This is a genomic window from Citrobacter sp. Cf125 (assembly GCF_030333935.1).
In the GTDB taxonomy this organism is placed as follows: Bacteria; Pseudomonadota; Gammaproteobacteria; order Enterobacterales; family Enterobacteriaceae; genus Citrobacter; species Citrobacter freundii.
The window spans coordinates 917,270-934,417 of the sequence record NZ_JAOWEY010000022.1 but is presented as its reverse complement, the minus strand read 5'-3'; the positions used below and the strand labels follow the sequence as shown (position 1 = coordinate 934,417).

Genomic DNA, 17,148 nt, shown 5'->3' with positions numbered 1-17,148 from the left:
ATTTTAAGTGTATCTAGCAATGGTTTACGTTCAATGTAGCTATATATTCTAAGAATAATCTTAAATGTAAGATTATTCTCTTACTATTTGATCGCTATATACATGACTATATAACTCATTGAAATGTGAGCAAAAGCGCATTTTTTCCCGCCAACTCAACACTCCTTTGATCCGGCAACAGCATTTACCCCAATTGGGGTATGCACCTCTAACACATCCTGAAATATCTTACGGCTAAAAATAACTACTCATAAATAGTGCAGTTTTTTATGTCGTTCAACCCGCCGAGGGAGGGCGTCATTATGGAAGGACAATGTCATGGTTGATTTATCCCGTCGAGGCATGTTGACAGGCAGTTGGCGAAACGCCAGCTCAGGGATCCGTCCGCCGTGGAGCAAGGAAGACTCTCACTTTCTGGCCCATTGCCTCCGTTGTGACGCCTGCATCCAGGCGTGCGAAACCGACATCCTGCAGCGAGGCCAGGGTGGTTACCCGAGCGTAAATTTCAAACACGGCGAGTGCAGCTTTTGCTATGCCTGCGCAGAAGCCTGTCCCGAATCACTTTTTCTTCCGCGCCACACCAGGGCATGGGATCTGAACTTTACGATTGGGGAAAACTGTCTCGCACATCAGTCCGTTGAATGTCACCGCTGTCAGGATAGCTGTGAGCCCATGGCAATAACCTTTCGCCCCACGCTGTCCGGTATTTATCAGCCGCAGCTCGACAATCAGGACTGTAACGGATGTGGCGCCTGTGTCGCTATCTGCCCGGTATCAGCCATTAACGCGGAGTACAACCATGGACAATAACTGGCAGGTCTGCAGCCTGGTCGTTCAGGCCAAAAGCCAGCATATCAACGATATCGCCACGCAGTTGCGTTCCTTTCCCGGTTGCGAAGTTGCACTCAGCGATGTGGAAAGTGGTCAGTTGATTGTGGTGGTGGAAGCTGAGCAAAGTGAAACGCTAATGAAAACAATTGAGTCAGTGCGCAACGTTGCGGGCGTGCTGGCGGTGTCGCTGGTTTATCACCAGCAGGATGAGCAAGGTGAGGAAACACCATGAAACTCAGTCGTCGTAGCTTTATGAAAGCTAACGCCGTTGCGGCCGCTGCGGCGGCTGCCGGGTTAAGCGTGCCGGGCGTTGCCCGCGCGGTAGTCGGTCAGCAAGAAGCCATCAAATGGGACAAAGCCCCGTGCCGTTTTTGCGGGACGGGCTGCGGCGTATTGGTCGGAACGCAGCAAGGGCGTGTTGTGGCATGCCAGGGCGATCCGGATGCGCCGGTTAACCGTGGGCTTAACTGCATCAAAGGTTACTTCCTGCCGAAAATCATGTACGGGAAAGACCGTTTAACGCAGCCGATGCTGCGCATGAAAGACGGCAAATATCACAAAGAAGGCGAGTTCACCCCGATTAGCTGGGACCAGGCTTTTGACGTGATGGAAGAGAAATTCAAAACGTCGATGAAAGAGAAAGGCCCGGAATCTATCGGCATGTTCGGCTCTGGCCAGTGGACGATTTGGGAAGGTTATGCCGCTGCCAAATTGTTTAAAGCGGGTTTCCGTTCCAATAACATCGACCCGAACGCACGTCACTGCATGGCCTCAGCGGTAGTCGGCTTTATGCGTACCTTCGGTATGGATGAACCGATGGGCTGCTATGACGATATCGAACATGCAGACGCCTTCGTCCTGTGGGGCGCGAATATGGCAGAGATGCACCCGATCCTGTGGTCGCGCATCACCAACCGTCGTCTGTCCGATCCTAACGTCAACGTCGCGGTTCTCTCCACTTTCCAGCACCGCAGCTTTGAGCTGGCGGATAACGGTATGGTCTTCACGCCGCAAACCGATCTGGTGATCCTCAACTACATCGCGAACTACATCATTCAAAACAATGCGATTAACCAGGATTTCTTTAGCAAGCACGTCAACCTGCGTAAAGGCGTGACGGACATCGGCTACGGTCTGCGTCCGACCCATCCGCTGGAAAAAGCGGCGAAAAACCCGGGATCCGATGCCTCTGAACCGATGAGCTTTGAGGATTACAAAGCCTTCGTTGCTGAGTACACGCTGGATAAAACCGCCGAAATGACCGGCGTACCAAAAGATCAGCTGGAACAGCTGGCGCAGCTGTATGCCGATCCGAAGAAAAAAGTCATCTCCTACTGGACGATGGGCTTTAACCAGCACACCCGCGGTGTATGGGCCAACAACCTTGTCTATAACCTGCACTTGCTGACTGGCAAAATCTCCCAGCCAGGCTGCGGCCCGTTCTCTCTGACCGGCCAGCCTTCCGCCTGCGGCACCGCGCGTGAAGTCGGTACATTCTCCCATCGTCTGCCTGCGGACATGGTGGTGACAAACGAAAAACACCGCGATATCTGCGAGAAGCACTGGAATATTCCGTCAGGGACCATTCCGGCAAAAATCGGTCTGCACGCCGTGGCGCAAGACCGCGCGCTGAAAGATGGCAAGCTCAATGTCTACTGGGCGATGTGTACCAACAACATGCAGGCTGGTCCGAACATCAATGAGGAGCGTATGCCGGGCTGGCGCGATCCGCGCAACTTCATCATTGTCTCCGATCCGTACCCGACGGTCAGCGCCTTGTCTGCTGACCTGATCCTGCCGACTGCGATGTGGGTAGAGAAAGAAGGTGCCTACGGTAACGCTGAACGCCGTACACAGTTCTGGCGTCAGCAGATTAAAGCACCGGGCGAATCGAAGTCGGATCTGTGGCAACTGGTGCAGTTCTCTCGTCGCTTCAAAACAGAAGAAGTGTGGCCCGAAGAGCTGTTGGCACAAAAACCGGAGCTGCGTGGCAAAACGCTGTATGACGTGCTGTTTGCCACGCCAGCAGTGACAAAATTCCCGGTGACTGAACTGGCTGAAGATCAACTGAATGATGAATCCCGCGAGCTGGGCTTCTATCTGCAAAAAGGGTTGTTCGAAGAGTACGCCTGGTTTGGTCGCGGTCACGGGCATGACCTTGCGCCATTTGACGATTACCACAAAGCCCGCGGTTTACGCTGGCCAGTCGTCGAAGGCAAAGAGACCCAGTGGCGCTACAGCGAAGGCAACGACCCTTACGTGAAAGCAGGTGAAAGCTACAAGTTCTACGGTAAACCGGACGGTAAAGCGGTTATCTTCGCGCTGCCGTTTGAGCCTGCTGCTGAAGCGCCGGATAAAGAATATGACCTGTGGCTATCCACCGGACGTGTTCTGGAACACTGGCATACCGGCAGTATGACGCGTCGTGTGCCTGAACTGCACCGCGCTTTCCCGGAAGCCGTGCTGTTTATCCACCCACTGGATGCAAAAGCACGCGATCTGCGTCGTGGCGATAAGGTCAAAGTGATTTCCCGTCGTGGCGAAGTGATTTCGATTGTTGAAACACGCGGTCGTAACCGTCCGCCGCAGGGGCTGGTGTACATGCCGTTCTTCGACGCCGCACAGCTGGTGAACAACCTGACGCTGGATGCGACGGATCCGCTCTCAAAAGAGACGGATTTCAAGAAGTGCGCCGTGAAACTGGCGAAGGTGTAACGCGTTATGTCCCGGTCAGCAAAACCCCAAAATGGCCGCCGCCGCTTTCTGCGCGATATGGTTCGCGCAGCGGGCGGGCTGGCCGTCGTTGGCGTGGCGCTGGGGTTGCAACAACAAACCGCACGCGCAACCGGCGTGCGGTTGCGCCCGCCAGGTGCACTAAGCGAGGAGGCATTTGCCAGCGCTTGCGTACGTTGCGGTCAGTGCGTTCAGGCATGTCCGTATGACACGCTGAAGCTGGCGACGCTGGCCTCCGGGCTGGCGGCTGGTACGCCATATTTTATCGCCCGTGATATTCCCTGCGAAATGTGTGAGGACATTCCATGCGCCAAAGTCTGCCCCAGCGGCGCGTTGGACAGAGAAATTGAATCCATTGACGATTCGCGTATGGGGCTGGCGGTACTGCTGGATCACGAAAACTGCCTCAACTATCAGGGATTACGCTGTGACGTTTGCTATCGCGAGTGCCCGAAAATCGATGAGGCGATCACCCTGGAGCTGGACCGTAACATGCGTACCGGCAAGCATGCGCGGTTTATTCCTACCGTGCACAGCGATGCCTGTACCGGCTGTGGGAAATGCGAAAAAGTCTGCGTACTGGAGCAGCCAGCAATAAAAGTGCTGCCGTTGTCGCTGGCGAAAGGGGAGTTAGGACACCATTACCGCTTCGGTTGGCTGGAGGGGAACAATGGCAAATCGTAAACGTGATGCCGGGCGTGAAGCGCAGGCAAAAAAAGGATGGTGGAAGAGTCATCGTTGGCTGCTGCTGCGTCGTCTGAGTCAGTTTCTGATACTGGCGATGTTCCTTAGCGGCCCGTGGCTTGGTGTTTGGATTCTGCATGGCAACTACAGTAGCAGCCTGTTGCTGGACGCTATCCCGTTCACCGATCCGCTGATTACTCTGCAAAGCCTGGCCAGCGGGCATCTGCCAGCGACGGTGGCGTTAACGGGGGCAGCCATCATTACGGTGCTGTATGCGCTGGCCGGTAAGCGACTGTTTTGCAGTTGGGTTTGTCCTATGAACCCGGTCACCGATTTAGCCAGCTGGCTGCGCAGAAGGTTTGACCTGAATCAGTCTGCGACCCTGCCGCGCCATATACGGTACGTCCTGCTGGTGGTCATTCTGGTCGGTTCAGCGCTGACTGGTACGCTGCTGTGGGAGTGGATAAACCCGGTTTCTTTGCTGGGACGTAGCCTGGTAATGGGATTCGGTAGCGGAGCGTTGCTGATCCTCGCGCTGTTTTTATTTGATTTACTGGTCGTTGAGCATGGCTGGTGCGGGCATCTCTGCCCACTGGGTGCGCTGTATAGCGTGGTGGGAAGCAAAGGTGCATTAACCGTTTCGGCAAAAGAACGTAACAGATGTAACCGCTGTATGGATTGTTTTCATGTTTGCCCGGAACCGCATGTGCTACGTGCGCCGGTGCTGGATGAGCAAAGTCCGGTGCAGGTAACCAGTCGCGATTGCATGGCCTGCGGTCGCTGTGTGGATGTCTGTTCTGAGGATGTTTTTACAATAACAACACGATGGAGTTCGGGAGCGAAATCATGAAAAGCCATGACCTGATTAAAGCGCTGAGTCAATGGATGGCCGCGCTGGCCTTGCTAGTCAGTGGGGCAGTTTGGGCTGCAAACGGAGTGGATCTGAGCCAGTCACCGGAAGTCTCAGGAACACAGGAAGGGGCGATTCGCATGCCGAAAGAGCAAGTGCGTATGCCGCTGAACTATGTGAATCAGCCGCCGATGGTTCCGCACAGCGTTGAAGGATATCAGGTGACGACTAACACCAACCGCTGCCTGCAATGCCACGGTGTGGAAAGCTATCGTACCACCGGTGCGCCGCGCATCAGTCCGACGCACTTTATGGATAGCGACGGCAAGGTATTGGCTGAAGTCGCGCCGCGTCGTTATTTCTGTCTGCAATGTCACGTTCCGCAGGCTGACGCCGCGCCGATTGTTGAAAATACCTTCACCCCCTCGAAAGGTTACGGGAAATAAGAGGTCATTATGGAAAATTCTAACCGTAAACCAGGCTGGATTAAGCGCGTCTGGCAATGGTGGCGTCGCCCCAGCCGTCTGGCGCTCGGCACGCTGTTGTTAATCGGCTTTGTGGGCGGCATTATTTTCTGGGGCGGCTTTAATACCGGTATGGAAAAGGCCAATACAGAAGAGTTCTGCATTAGCTGTCACGAAATGCGCAATACGGTATACCAGGAATACATGGAAACCGTACACTACAACAACCGCAGTGGTGTGCGAGCGACTTGCCCTGATTGCCACGTCCCACACGAGTGGGGCCCGAAAATGATCCGTAAGATCAAGGCCAGTAAAGAGCTGTACGCGAAAGCACTGGGGTTAATAGATACACCGCAGAAATTTGAAGATCATCGTTTAACGATGGCGCAAAATGAGTGGCGGCGTATGAAAGATAACAATTCGCAAGAGTGTCGAAACTGTCACAACTTCGAGTTTATGGATTTAACCGCCCAGAAAGGCGTCGCGGCCAAAATGCACGACCAGGCCGTGAAAGACGGGCAAACCTGTATTGACTGCCATAAAGGGATAGCGCACAAACTGCCTGATATGCGCGAAGTCAAACCGGGCTTTTAACAGGATGTAGATAACCAGGTATGCTTGAAGCCAGAGAATTACTTTGCGAGCGGGATGACAGAATACTGTTCAGCGAGTTGTCATTTCGCGTCAACGCAGGGGAATGGGTACAAATTACCGGCAGCAACGGCGCAGGGAAAACCACTCTGCTGCGGTTGCTTACCGGGCTGGCGCGTCCCGACGCAGGGGAGGTTTGCTGGCAAGAGCAACCTCTGCATCACGTGCGGGACAGCTACCATCAGCAACTACTGTGGATCGGACATCAGCCGGGGATAAAAACCCGGCTTTCGGCGTTGGAGAACCTGCGTTTCTTCCATCATGACGGCGACATCGCGCAGTGTCTGGCTGCGCTGGCGCAGGCGGGACTTGCCGGATATGAAGATATCCCAGTGAACCAACTTTCCGCCGGACAACAGCGGCGCGTGGCGCTGGCCCGTTTGTGGCTGACCCGCGCCCGACTGTGGATCCTCGATGAACCCTTTACCGCCATTGATGTGAACGGCGTTGAGCGACTGACTCAGCGTATGGCGCAGCATACGGAGCAGGGCGGTATTGTTATTCTCACCACCCACCAACCGCTCAATGTCGAGACCGATAAAGTGCGACGCATTTCGCTGACCAGTGAGAGGGCAACGCAATGATGTGGCGAATCTTTCGTTTAGAACTGCGAGTTGCGTTTCGTCATAGTGCGGAAATTGCTAATCCTTTATGGTTCTTCCTGATTGTTATTACGCTGTTCCCCCTGAGTATTGGGCCGGAGCCACAGCTGCTGGCGCGCATAGCGCCGGGCATCATCTGGGTTGCGGCGCTACTGGCGTCATTGCTGGCGCTGGAACGGCTATTTCGTGATGACTTACAGGATGGCAGCCTTGAGCAACTGATGCTGCTGCCGTTACCGCTACCGGCCGTGGTGCTGGCGAAAGTGATGGCGCACTGGGTCGTGACAGGTCTGCCGCTGCTGATCCTCTCGCCGCTGGTGGCGCTGTTGCTGGGCATGGATATGTACGGCTGGAAAATTATGGCGCTGACCTTGTTACTCGGAACGCCGACGCTGGGTTTTCTCGGCGCGCCGGGCGTAGGGTTGACGGTGGGCTTAAAGCGCGGCGGCGTGCTGTTAAGCGTGCTGGTACTTCCGCTCACCATACCCTTACTGATTTTTGCGACCGCCGCGATGGATGCGGCTTCTATGCACTTACCGGTTGAAGGGTACATGGCGATTCTGGGTGCGTTGCTGGTCGGCAGCGCCACGTTAAGCCCGTTTGCCACAGCCGCGGCGTTACGGATAAGCGTGCAGTAACGAGAATTAGATGTGCAGGCCGGGCAAGGCGCTCCGGCACAACGGATTTTAATTTATGGAGTCTGGTGACTGAACTATGTGGAAAACACTTCATCAATTGGCGATGCCCCCTCGGCTCTATCAGATCTGTGGCTGGTTTATCCCGTGGCTGGCGATTGCCAGCGCGGTGGTACTGATAACGGGATGGGTCTGGGGCTTTGGTTTTGCGCCTGCAGACTATCAGCAGGGGCAGAGCTATCGCATTATTTATCTGCACGTTCCGGCGGCAATCTGGTCGATGGGCATTTACGCCTCGATGGCCGTTGCCGCGTTTATCGGCCTGGTCTGGCAGATGAAAATGGCCAATCTGGCGCTGGCTGCGATGGCGCCGATTGGTGCAGTGTTTACCTTTATTGCGCTGGTGACAGGTTCCGCATGGGGCAAACCGATGTGGGGAACCTGGTGGGTTTGGGATGCCCGACTCACCTCTGAACTGGTGCTGCTGTTTCTCTACGTTGGCGCCATTGCGCTGTGGCATGCCTTTGATGACCGCCGTCTGGCAGGTCGTGCCGCCGGTATTCTGGTGCTGATTGGCGTGGTCAACTTACCGATTATCCACTACTCGGTTGAGTGGTGGAATACGCTGCATCAGGGTTCTACCCGCATGCAGCAAAGCATCGATCCGGCGATGCGTACGCCGCTGCGTCTGGCGATCGTCGGCTACCTGTTACTGTTTGTCACGCTGGCGCTGATGCGCATGCGTAACCTGATTTTGATGATGGAAAAACGCCGCCCGTGGGTGAGCGAACTGATCTTAAAAAGAGGCCGCCAATGACCCCTGCATTTGCATCATGGAGTGATTTTTTCGCGATGGGCGGCTACGCCTTGTATGTCTGGCTTGCCGTAGCGATGAGCGTTATCCCGCTGGTGGTGCTGGTAGTGCATTCCACGTTACAGCATCGCGCAATTTTACGCGGTGTAGCGCAGCAGCGGGCGAGAGAAGCACGTATGCGTGCGGCGCAAGTGCAACGGGAGGCGGCGTGAATATTCGACGTAAAAATCGGTTATGGATAGCCTGTGCGGTACTGGCGGGTCTGGCTTTGACCATTACGCTGGTGCTTTATGCGCTGCGTTCCAATATTGACCTGTTCTATACGCCGGGAGAGATACTCTACGGTAAGCGCGAAACGCAGCAGATGCCTGAAGTCGGTCAGCGCCTGCGCGTGGGCGGTATGGTGATGCCCGGTAGCGTAAAGCGCGATCCGCAGTCATTAAAGGTGAATTTCAGCATCTATGACGCCGAAGGTGTGGTGGATGTAACCTATGAAGGTATTCTGCCGGATCTGTTCCGCGAAGGGCAGGGTGTTGTTGTTCAGGGCGAACTGGACGAGGGAAATCATGTACAGGCCAAAGAGGTTCTGGCCAAACATGATGAAAATTACACCCCGCCGGAAGTTGAAAAAGCGATGCAGGAAAACCATCGTCGTCCGGAACGCGTGTATAAGGATAAAACGTCATGATGCCTGAAATTGGCAATGCGCTGTTGTGCCTTGCGCTAGGCGTGGCGTTACTGCTGTCGGTCTATCCGCTGTGGGGCGTAGCGCGCGGCGATGTACGGATGATGGCTTCCGCGCGGCCCTTTGCCTGGGTGTTGTTTATCTGTGTGATGGGTGCATTCCTGATTCTGGTCAACGCCTTCGTGGTTAATGACTTTACCGTCACCTACGTTGCCAGCAACTCCAATACCCAGCTTCCGGTCTGGTATCGGGTGGCAGCAACCTGGGGCGCGCATGAAGGCTCTCTGCTGCTGTGGGTACTGCTGATGAGCGGCTGGACGTTCGCCGTTGCGGCATTCAGCCAGCGTATGCCGCTGGACATCGTCGCCCGCGTGCTGGCGGTGATGGGGATGGTCAGCGTTGGCTTTCTGCTGTTTATTCTGTTTACCTCCAATCCATTTGCCCGTACGTTGCCCAACTTCCCTATTGAAGGGCGCGACCTGAACCCGCTGTTGCAGGATCCGGGGCTGATTTTCCATCCGCCGTTGCTGTACATGGGGTATGTCGGTTTCTCCGTGGCCTTTGCGTTTGCGATTGCCGCGTTGATGAGTGGCCGACTGGACAGTACCTTCGCCCGTTTTTCGCGTCCGTGGACGCTGGCGGCGTGGGTGTTCCTGACGCTGGGTATTGTGCTCGGTTCCGCCTGGGCCTATTACGAGCTGGGCTGGGGCGGCTGGTGGTTCTGGGATCCAGTTGAAAATGCCTCGTTTATGCCATGGCTGGTGGGAACGGCGCTGATGCACTCGTTGTCGGTCACCGAACAGCGTGCCAGCTTTAAAGCCTGGACGCTGCTGCTGTCAATCTGCGCATTCTCGCTTTGCCTGTTGGGGACTTTCCTGGTGCGCTCCGGCGTGCTGGTGTCGGTGCATGCTTTTGCCTCCGATCCGTCGCGCGGGATGTTTATTCTGGCCTTTATGGTATTAGTGATTGGCGGCTCCCTGCTGCTGTTTGCGGTTCGCGGTCACAAGGTCCGCTCACGGGTAAATAACGCGCTGTGGTCGCGTGAATCTCTGCTGTTGGGCAACAACGTTCTGCTGATTGCCGCCATGCTGGTGGTGCTATTGGGTACGCTGCTGCCGTTGGTGCACAAACAGCTGGGGCTGGGCAGCATTTCGATTGGCGAGCCGTTCTTCAACACCATGTTTACCTGGCTGATGGCACCGTTCGCGCTGTTGCTGGGAATAGGGCCATTAGTGCGCTGGGGCCGTGACCGACCGCGTAAACTGAAAACGTTACTGATTATCGCGTTTGTCACCACGCTTGTTATGTCGCTGCTGCTGCCGTGGCTGTTTGAGGATCGCATTGCCGCTATGACGGTGGTGGGTCTGGCGATGGCATGCTGGATATTCGTGCTGGCGGTGTCCGAAGCGTTCCTGCGTATTTCTCGTGGGACGAAGCTGACGCCAAGTTACTGGGGCATGGTGTTGGGTCACGTAGGGTTGGCGATCACCATTGTCGGTATTGCCTTTAGCCAGAATTACAGCGTTGAACGTGATGTGCGTATGAAGGCGGGCGATAGCGTCAGTATCCATAACTATCAGTTCACTTTCCGCGAAGTGAGAGATATTACCGGGCCAAACTACCGGGGGGGCGTTGCCATTATTGGCGTCACTCGTGATGGTAAACCGGAAGCCACGCTGCATGCGGAAAAACGTTTCTATAACAGCACCAGTTCGATGATGACTGAAGCGGCAATTGACGGCGGATTCACACGCGATCTGTACGCTGCGCTGGGTGAAGAACTGGATAACGGCGCATGGGCTGTGCGTCTGTACTACAAACCGTTTATTCGCTGGATTTGGGCCGGAGGATTGCTGATGGCGCTGGGCGGATTGTTCTGCCTGTTTGATCCACGCTATCGTCAGCGCACGCGTCCTCGCGCCGCGGTGCAAAAAAATGCGTCGGAGGCTGTATGAAGCGCAACGCACTGTTAATTCCGTTTATTATTTTTCTGATCATTGCGGCGGCGCTGCTGTGGCAGCTGGCGCGTAACGCTCAGGGGGACGATCCCACTAATCTGGAGTCGGCGCTGATCGGCAAACCCGTTCCGACATTCCGCCTGGAGTCGCTGGAAAATCCGGGTCAGCATTATCAGGCCGATGTGCTGACCCAGGGCAAACCGGTACTGCTGAACGTCTGGGCGACCTGGTGTCCGACCTGTCGCGCCGAACATCAGTACCTGAATCAGCTGTCTGCGCAGGGCGTACGGGTAGTGGGTCTGAACTATAAAGACGATCGTCAGAAAGCCATTGTCTGGCTGAAAGAGCTGGGCAATCCTTACTCATTAAGCCTGTTTGACGGCGACGGTATGCTTGGTCTGGATCTTGGCGTGTACGGCGCGCCGGAGACGTTCCTGATCGACGGTAAAGGTATTATTCGCTATCGCCATGCCGGTGATTTGAATGCCAGGGTGTGGGAGAGCGAGATCAAACCGTTGTGGGATAAGTACAGTAAGGAGGCTGCGCAATGAGATTTTTACTGGGCCTGCTGATGCTGGTTATCTCGGGATCCGCGCTTGCGACCATCGATGTGATGCAGTTTAAGGATGAAGCGCAGGAGCAGCAGTTCCGTCAGCTTACCGAACAGTTGCGCTGTCCTAAATGTCAGAACAACAGTATTGCCGATTCTAACTCGATGATTGCCACCGACCTGCGTCAGAAAGTGTACGAACTGATGCAGGAAGGAAAAAGTCAGAAAGAGATTGTCGACTACATGGTGGCCCGCTACGGCAACTTCGTCACTTACGATCCGCCGTTGACGCCGCTTACTGTACTTTTGTGGGTGATGCCGGTGGTTGCGATTGGTCTGGGTGGCTGGATTATTTTCGCCCGTACTCGCCGACGTGTCCGGGTAAAACAGGAAGAGTTTCCTGATGACGTTATCCCGGATGGCAAACGCGGTGGGTTCGGGTTGTTTGTGCCCGGCATCGTGGTGGCGCTGGGGGTTGGCGCAGTGAGCTATTATGAAACCGGCAACTATAAGCAGGTTCAGGTCTGGCAACAGGCCACCGCTCAGGCTCCGGCGCTGCTGGAGCGGGCGTTGGATCCAAAAGCTGATCCGCTCAATGAAGAAGATATGACGCGTCTGGCGTTGGGTCTGCGCACTCGCTTACAAGCCGATCCTACCAACGTTGAAGGTTGGATCATGCTTGGGCGAATTGGCATGGTACTTGGTAACGCCAGTACGGCCACTGAAGCCTATGCCAATGCTTATCGACTGGATCCGAAAAACAGTGATGCTGCGCTGGGCTATGCGGAAGCGCTGACCCGTTCTTCCGATCCTGATGATAACCGTCGGGGAGGGGAGCTGCTACGCCAGTTGGTACGCGGCGAACATGCCAACGTGCGGGTTCTCAGCATGTATGCGTTTAACGCTTTTGAACAGCAGCGCTTTGGCGAGGCGGTTGCGGCGTGGGAGATGATGCTGAAATTATTACCGGCCAATGATACCCGTCGGGCGGTGATAGAACGCAGCATTAAGCAGGCGATGGAGCAGCTAACGCCGCAGGAGAAGTAAGAGTGGAAGATGCCGGATGGCGACGCAAAGCGTCTTATCCGGCCTACTGATGCACGTGACTTGTAGGCCCGATAAGCGTAGCGCCATCGGGCAATATCTGATTACTGCATGCCGCGTGTTTGTAAAAATAGAATGGTGGCAGCTACACGAGAACGCACGTTGAGTTTGCGCAGCAGATTGCGAATATGCACCTTCACCGTCTGTTCAGAAATATTCAGCACTGATGCAATCTGTTTGTTCGACAGCCCCTGAGCAAGTTCATGTAACACATCCAGTTCGCGTTCGGTGAGAACGCTGAATGGGTCTTCCTGAGCGCCAAACAGGTCGCGCTCGCGCAAATATTCGCTGACGCGGGTACTAAAGGCTTTACCACCTTTGGCACCACTGCGAATAGCCTCCAGCAGGACTTCAGGATCACTGTCTTTAAGCAAATAACCATCCGCGCCGGCATCAATTAGAGCATACACATCGTTGGCGGCATCCGATACGGTAAGAATAATAATTTGCGCGGTGACGCCATCCCGACGCAGCGCATTCAGGGTATCCAGCCCGCTCATCCCTTTCATATTGAGATCCAGTAGGATCACATCAAGGTCCAGGCGGTTTGCCAGGTCGATAGCGCTGGCACCATCACCCGCTTCCGCGACTACGTTAAAGGCGGGATCAAGTTGCAATAATTGACTAATTCCTCGCCGCATCAGTGGGTGGTCGTCAACAATCAGCACCCGAAAAGGCGTTGCTTCAGGCATACTATTCTCCTGAGTTTTTATTAGTATCATTATTGTTTTCAGCGCATCAATCGTCCAGATTCATCACGCTGATGAGAGGATAAATTTTACCCCAATTTGTGCATGGGTAAGTAGTAAAACCTGTACTGAAAGCCGTAGTAATACTCAGGAATGATGAATCTCAGACATAAAAAAACCAACCCTAAGGTTGGTTTTTTTGGGATTTTTGGTCGGCACGAGAGGATTTGAACCTCCGACCCCCGACACCCCATGACACCGCTTATGAAACACTGAGAGCCGCGCCATTGCTGGTTCTAATTGCTATTTGCATGTGTAAACAAACAGTGCTTTTATGACAAAATCTGCTCTATATACATCAATAGGTTAGGGGACGTTTCTCCCATGTTGTTTAGATGCTTTAGATCAGATTAGACCTTTATGTTTCTAAAAAGGAGCTTAATAACATTGAAACTATAACCTTCCTTATAACAAAGTCATGCCTGGAAATGGTGCATTTGGTGGGTTAGCAAGCACTTTACCAATGGCATTTAAGACGGGAATCAAGGTATAGATAATATTTGAGTCTTTTGGAACACCATAGATGAATTCTTGGAATTCATAACGCTTATCAACAAAGTAGTTCCTAATAGTGTCAAGGAATTGCAATAGATCCGTAGCGGTCTGGATCGTGTTACATGTTTGCAAAATCTCTTGTGTGACACATTTTTTTTGTGTGTCGCTAAGTGCATTGAAAAGCTTTTTTAAGTTGTGCGTTTTATGTTCTTCAAGAAGATCTAGGCGTGAATGCCAATTAGTCACGCGGTTTTCATCATCGAATTCAGCTTTTGTAGCCTGGCCATTTTCGATGGTGAAATCGTAAGGCGCAGGAATTCTTTTGACCAAGAATGCTTTAAAATAAAGCTCAATTGCTAAAGTTGCGTTGGTATAAAGGACATTCCGTCTAACATCGTGTACGTCTAGATAGCCATTATTAAGGCTATTTACCACTTCACGAAATGCATTGGCTGTATTGGCAATTTGCTGCGGTTCAACAAAGATTGTTGAGTCAAGACCGGGATTTTCGTAAATTTTAGACTTACGTTTAGACATTAAACTTTAGCTCCGTGTGAAAAAAAGTCAATATCATCATATATATGCACTTCCCTTAATATAGTGATGTCGGTCTTAAACGACGCAGATCATCGTTGAGAAGTAAATATTGATATGTACACTGTCTACTCCCAGCACCATAAATTAAATTTAGTTATGTGTGATAGCCTTACTCAGACTTGGTCTGAGTAACATAAATGAGTGGCTCACAACTTTTAACCGGCTCTAATTTCCCCATGTGGGTTGAGACGCTGGGGTCCCTGCCTGATAATGTTGTATCAGTGGCTCCCGAAGGGGGATACGTTAAATGGGACGGCACACAATAGGTTCATGATGCAGAGGCGGAAAAAGCATTTTTTCAGGGACAGGCTGCGCAGGAAAAAGCAAAACAATGCCGGGGCTGGTTAGAATCGGCATTGTTCATACCTCAATTAAAAATTATTTACCTATAAGAGAGACCTTTAATCTTCTTAATAAAGTAATTAAATCTTTTCTTCCGAATAGTTTAAATAGATTAAACCAGCGGTTCTTACCCAGGTAATTTAGTTTTATTAATTTAGGGTTGTAATGATAGCACATTATAAAAACACCCTGATCGTCATCAACTATATTATTTCTGAGTGTTTTTATTTGACACTGACAAACCAGTTTGTAAAACTCTTTCCATTTCTTTTGTGTTGCTACAATTGCCCCACCAATAATATAGGAACGATTGTTAATCATGTGGTCAAAAACCTGATGGATAGTTTTGACGGTCAAACCTTTTTTAACTGTAAAGAAATTTACTTTTTTGCGGTCAAAAGGATAGTCCCATCGAGATAACCCTCTGGTTACGTCTGCACTACGACAGTAACCAAAGTCAACCCATGCAACCATATCATCATTCACAAGATTTAACTCTATAGCTCTGTTTACAAAATATGTTTTTAGATTGCAAACCAGTGCATAGTCTGGGGACCAGTATTCGGGATTTATCAACTGGCGAGTTTCAAGTTTGCTAATGAACTCATTATCTTTTTGAATTCGTGCAATTCTTTTTTTTATGCTTTGAAATTTCTTATTAATATCTAAAGCCACTACAACAGTGTTTTTCCCATTTCTAATTGCTTCAATTTTGGGTTTAAGTTCACTGGATGTAAAAATGACCATGTCATTATCCAATTTAGACAGATTTTCAAAGTACTGAATATAGGTATCAGCTGTTCTCTCTAAGTGAGGAGAGAAACCTTTATTACTCGTCCAGTCTCCTCGTCCTATATCGAAAAATGCTGTAACAATGGTAATAGAAGAGTTCATTTTTAAGCAATCCGTGTTTTATACCTATCCAATAACTACAAGAATGTTGAATACATATTTTTTGATATCAGTCACATGGAAACATTCTATCAGTATCAACATGAGGCGGGAAGGATCATGTGATATTAAAACTGATAAGCAACGGATATACAAAATAACTGGTTGTTGCAAAGGATTGTTCAATGATGAATAATTTTCATTGATATTATTTTTTTTGAAATTGTCGTTTTGTTCCAATATATGATAACCATAGGTTACTGAATCATATTAAGCAGTGTTCCTTTGCCGATATTTGGCGTAATAACGGAAATCATTAAAGATGACCTGGCTGGCCAATTGATGGTGAACTGTAACAAGAGTTGCCGCAACCACACCGTATGCAAGAGCATGATTGCGGCCGACTGGCGAACGTTCGATAGTGCGAGTATTGAATGATTGCCAGTCACGGCGGATTGTACTTAAGCAATATGACGGTTCAAGGCGTTTAATCTGAAACTAGCCACATATCAGCCTCTTCAAACATTTCCTGAACAGTACGGCTTATCTGCTCCTTCTCATGTTTGCTGGCGTCAGTGTTGATCGCCGGTAGTGTCATCATCGGTTTAACCCGAACATCAGCATCGGGGAAGATCCGCTGAACCCTCTTCGTCAATTCTCCCAGAATGATATCTTTTGCTCCGGGCAAACCATCAAAATTCCTTTTGTCATAAACGAGTTCCACGAACATTGCTTGTAGCCTTTTGCTGGATGTATATACAGTGTTTATACTGTGTTTTTATCCGGTATTCAAGAGGGGTTAATTGATGCCACCACACAGCGGTTTGTCCAGGAACTGAGCAAGGTTAACTGGAACTGGACGATGAAGCAGCCTAACGAATGGATCGAGTGGTATGTGACAACATTCCGCGATGTATCAACGCAGGAAGGGGAGAACCGTACCTTTCAGCTGTTCAATCCAAACGGAAGACTATAGCCATGGGCTTCCCTTCACCTGTCAATGATTACGTTGAAACAAGGATCTCCCTCGATCAGCAGCTAATCAGCCAGCCCGCAGCGACTTATTTCATACGGGCATCGCGTTCACATTTCAGGGAAGGGATAATCCAGGGGGCGCTACTTGTTGTGGATGCGTCGCTTTCAGCCTGTGATGGTTCGCTGCTGATATGCGCGATAGTTGGGGAATTCAGGATCAAGTGATACCGAACTCACCCTCAGCCCCACCTGATAAATCTGGAGAACGGGAGAAGGGAAGCGCTGTCAGAAGATGGTGATGGCTACAATTCCTCACACGCAATATTTGGAGTTATCACGTACATCATTAATGATGCCAGGAACGCGGAGCGCTCAGAAAACAGGCATAAAAAAACCAGCCGTAACAGGCTGGTTTTTCGAGGATTTTTGGTCGGCACGAGAGGATTTGAACCTCCGACCCCCGACACCCCATGACGGTGCGCTACCAGGCTGCGCTACGTGCCGACGCTATGGCTGCTAATACTACTGCTTTCCGCTA

The 17,148-nt window shown here is 51.7% G+C and carries 19 protein-coding genes, 1 tRNA gene and 2 pseudogenes; 17 read left to right on the top strand and 5 right to left on the bottom strand.

What is annotated here, in order from left to right; translation table 11 throughout:
- Positions 1–318: 318 nt before the first annotated feature.
- The 15 genes from napF to OGV89_RS08690 all read left to right on the top strand — a co-directional run bounded on the left by napF (position 319) and on the right by OGV89_RS08690 (position 12,504).
- On the top strand, positions 319–810 hold the full coding sequence (napF, locus tag OGV89_RS08760; RefSeq protein ID WP_044701160.1) for a ferredoxin-type protein NapF: 492 nt from the start codon (positions 319–321) through the stop codon (positions 808–810).
- Entirely contained in the window at positions 800–1,063 is a 264-nt protein-coding gene (gene napD / locus OGV89_RS08755; RefSeq protein WP_003027560.1) for a chaperone NapD, read from the top strand. Before napF ends, napD begins: the two co-directional genes overlap by 11 nt.
- Complete coding sequence (gene napA / locus OGV89_RS08750) at positions 1,060–3,546, top strand: nitrate reductase catalytic subunit NapA (protein ID WP_003027558.1); 2,487 nt, start codon at positions 1,060–1,062, stop codon at positions 3,544–3,546. Before napD ends, napA begins: the two co-directional genes overlap by 4 nt.
- A gap of 6 nt (positions 3,547–3,552) precedes the next feature.
- Positions 3,553–4,248 carry a ferredoxin-type protein NapG gene (napG, locus tag OGV89_RS08745; RefSeq protein ID WP_003027555.1) on the top strand — a complete coding sequence of 232 codons (696 nt, stop codon included), beginning with the start codon at positions 3,553–3,555 and terminating at the stop codon, positions 4,246–4,248.
- Positions 4,235–5,098, top strand: a complete 864-nt coding sequence (gene napH / locus OGV89_RS08740; RefSeq protein WP_003027552.1) for a quinol dehydrogenase ferredoxin subunit NapH — start codon at positions 4,235–4,237, stop codon at positions 5,096–5,098. The genes napG and napH overlap by 14 nt, the downstream gene beginning before the upstream one ends.
- Positions 5,095–5,544: a nitrate reductase cytochrome c-type subunit gene (gene napB / locus OGV89_RS08735; RefSeq protein ID WP_003839442.1), complete on the top strand. Its 450-nt coding sequence runs from the start codon at positions 5,095–5,097 to the stop codon at positions 5,542–5,544. The genes napH and napB overlap by 4 nt, the downstream gene beginning before the upstream one ends.
- A 9-nt stretch (positions 5,545–5,553) precedes the next feature.
- Entirely contained in the window at positions 5,554–6,156 is a 603-nt protein-coding gene (napC, locus tag OGV89_RS08730; protein ID WP_003027548.1) for a cytochrome c-type protein NapC, read from the top strand.
- Positions 6,157–6,176: 20 nt separating this feature from the next.
- Positions 6,177–6,797, top strand: a complete 621-nt coding sequence (gene ccmA / locus OGV89_RS08725) for a cytochrome c biogenesis heme-transporting ATPase CcmA (protein ID WP_096889800.1) — start codon at positions 6,177–6,179, stop codon at positions 6,795–6,797.
- Positions 6,794–7,453 (top strand): heme exporter protein CcmB, encoded by a 660-nt coding sequence (ccmB, locus tag OGV89_RS08720; RefSeq protein WP_003027542.1) that lies wholly within the window; start codon positions 6,794–6,796, stop codon positions 7,451–7,453. Before ccmA ends, ccmB begins: the two co-directional genes overlap by 4 nt.
- Before the next feature lie 76 nt (positions 7,454–7,529).
- Positions 7,530–8,267 (top strand): heme ABC transporter permease, encoded by a 738-nt coding sequence (locus OGV89_RS08715; RefSeq protein ID WP_003027538.1) that lies wholly within the window; start codon positions 7,530–7,532, stop codon positions 8,265–8,267.
- Entirely contained in the window at positions 8,264–8,476 is a 213-nt protein-coding gene (ccmD, locus tag OGV89_RS08710) for a heme exporter protein CcmD (protein ID WP_003027536.1), read from the top strand. Before OGV89_RS08715 ends, ccmD begins: the two co-directional genes overlap by 4 nt.
- Positions 8,473–8,952, top strand: a complete 480-nt coding sequence (ccmE, locus tag OGV89_RS08705; protein ID WP_286558519.1) for a cytochrome c maturation protein CcmE — start codon at positions 8,473–8,475, stop codon at positions 8,950–8,952. Before ccmD ends, ccmE begins: the two co-directional genes overlap by 4 nt.
- Positions 8,949–10,904, top strand: a complete 1,956-nt coding sequence (locus OGV89_RS08700) for a heme lyase CcmF/NrfE family subunit (RefSeq protein WP_044711490.1) — start codon at positions 8,949–8,951, stop codon at positions 10,902–10,904. Before ccmE ends, OGV89_RS08700 begins: the two co-directional genes overlap by 4 nt.
- Entirely contained in the window at positions 10,901–11,458 is a 558-nt protein-coding gene (gene dsbE / locus OGV89_RS08695) for a thiol:disulfide interchange protein DsbE (protein ID WP_003834613.1), read from the top strand. Before OGV89_RS08700 ends, dsbE begins: the two co-directional genes overlap by 4 nt.
- Positions 11,455–12,504: a cytochrome c-type biogenesis protein CcmH gene (locus OGV89_RS08690; protein WP_003845145.1), complete on the top strand. Its 1,050-nt coding sequence runs from the start codon at positions 11,455–11,457 to the stop codon at positions 12,502–12,504. Before dsbE ends, OGV89_RS08690 begins: the two co-directional genes overlap by 4 nt.
- 101 nt (positions 12,505–12,605) lie before the next feature.
- Here the strand turns inward: OGV89_RS08690 and narP are convergent, their stop codons facing one another.
- From narP to OGV89_RS08670, 4 genes are all read right to left on the bottom strand, one after another.
- Positions 12,606–13,253 (bottom strand): nitrate/nitrite response regulator protein NarP, encoded by a 648-nt coding sequence (narP, locus tag OGV89_RS08685; RefSeq protein WP_003027518.1) that lies wholly within the window; start codon positions 13,251–13,253, stop codon positions 12,606–12,608.
- A 462-nt stretch (positions 13,254–13,715) separates the two neighbouring features.
- A complete protein-coding gene (locus OGV89_RS08680) occupies positions 13,716–14,342 on the bottom strand; it encodes a hypothetical protein (protein ID WP_003845147.1) in 627 nt (208 codons plus the stop codon).
- A 438-nt stretch (positions 14,343–14,780) separates the two neighbouring features.
- Positions 14,781–15,638, bottom strand: a complete 858-nt coding sequence (gene yibB / locus OGV89_RS08675; protein WP_060854735.1) for a protein YibB — start codon at positions 15,636–15,638, stop codon at positions 14,781–14,783.
- A 484-nt stretch (positions 15,639–16,122) separates the two neighbouring features.
- A complete protein-coding gene (locus tag OGV89_RS08670; RefSeq protein ID WP_003845150.1) occupies positions 16,123–16,365 on the bottom strand; it encodes a DinI family protein in 243 nt (80 codons plus the stop codon).
- A gap of 81 nt (positions 16,366–16,446) precedes the next feature.
- Between OGV89_RS08670 and OGV89_RS23005 the strand changes: the two are divergent.
- Positions 16,447–16,611 (top strand): annotated as a pseudogene (locus tag OGV89_RS23005) (DNA polymerase V); the annotation flags it as partial.
- 2 nt (positions 16,612–16,613) lie between these two features.
- A pseudogene (locus tag OGV89_RS08665) lies at positions 16,614–16,979 on the top strand (HumD family translesion DNA polymerase); the annotation flags it as partial.
- Between the two features lie 58 nt (positions 16,980–17,037).
- On the opposite strand, the gene OGV89_RS08660 reads toward OGV89_RS08665, so the two are convergent.
- Positions 17,038–17,114, bottom strand: a tRNA-Pro gene (locus OGV89_RS08660).
- Positions 17,115–17,148 lie beyond the last annotated feature (34 nt).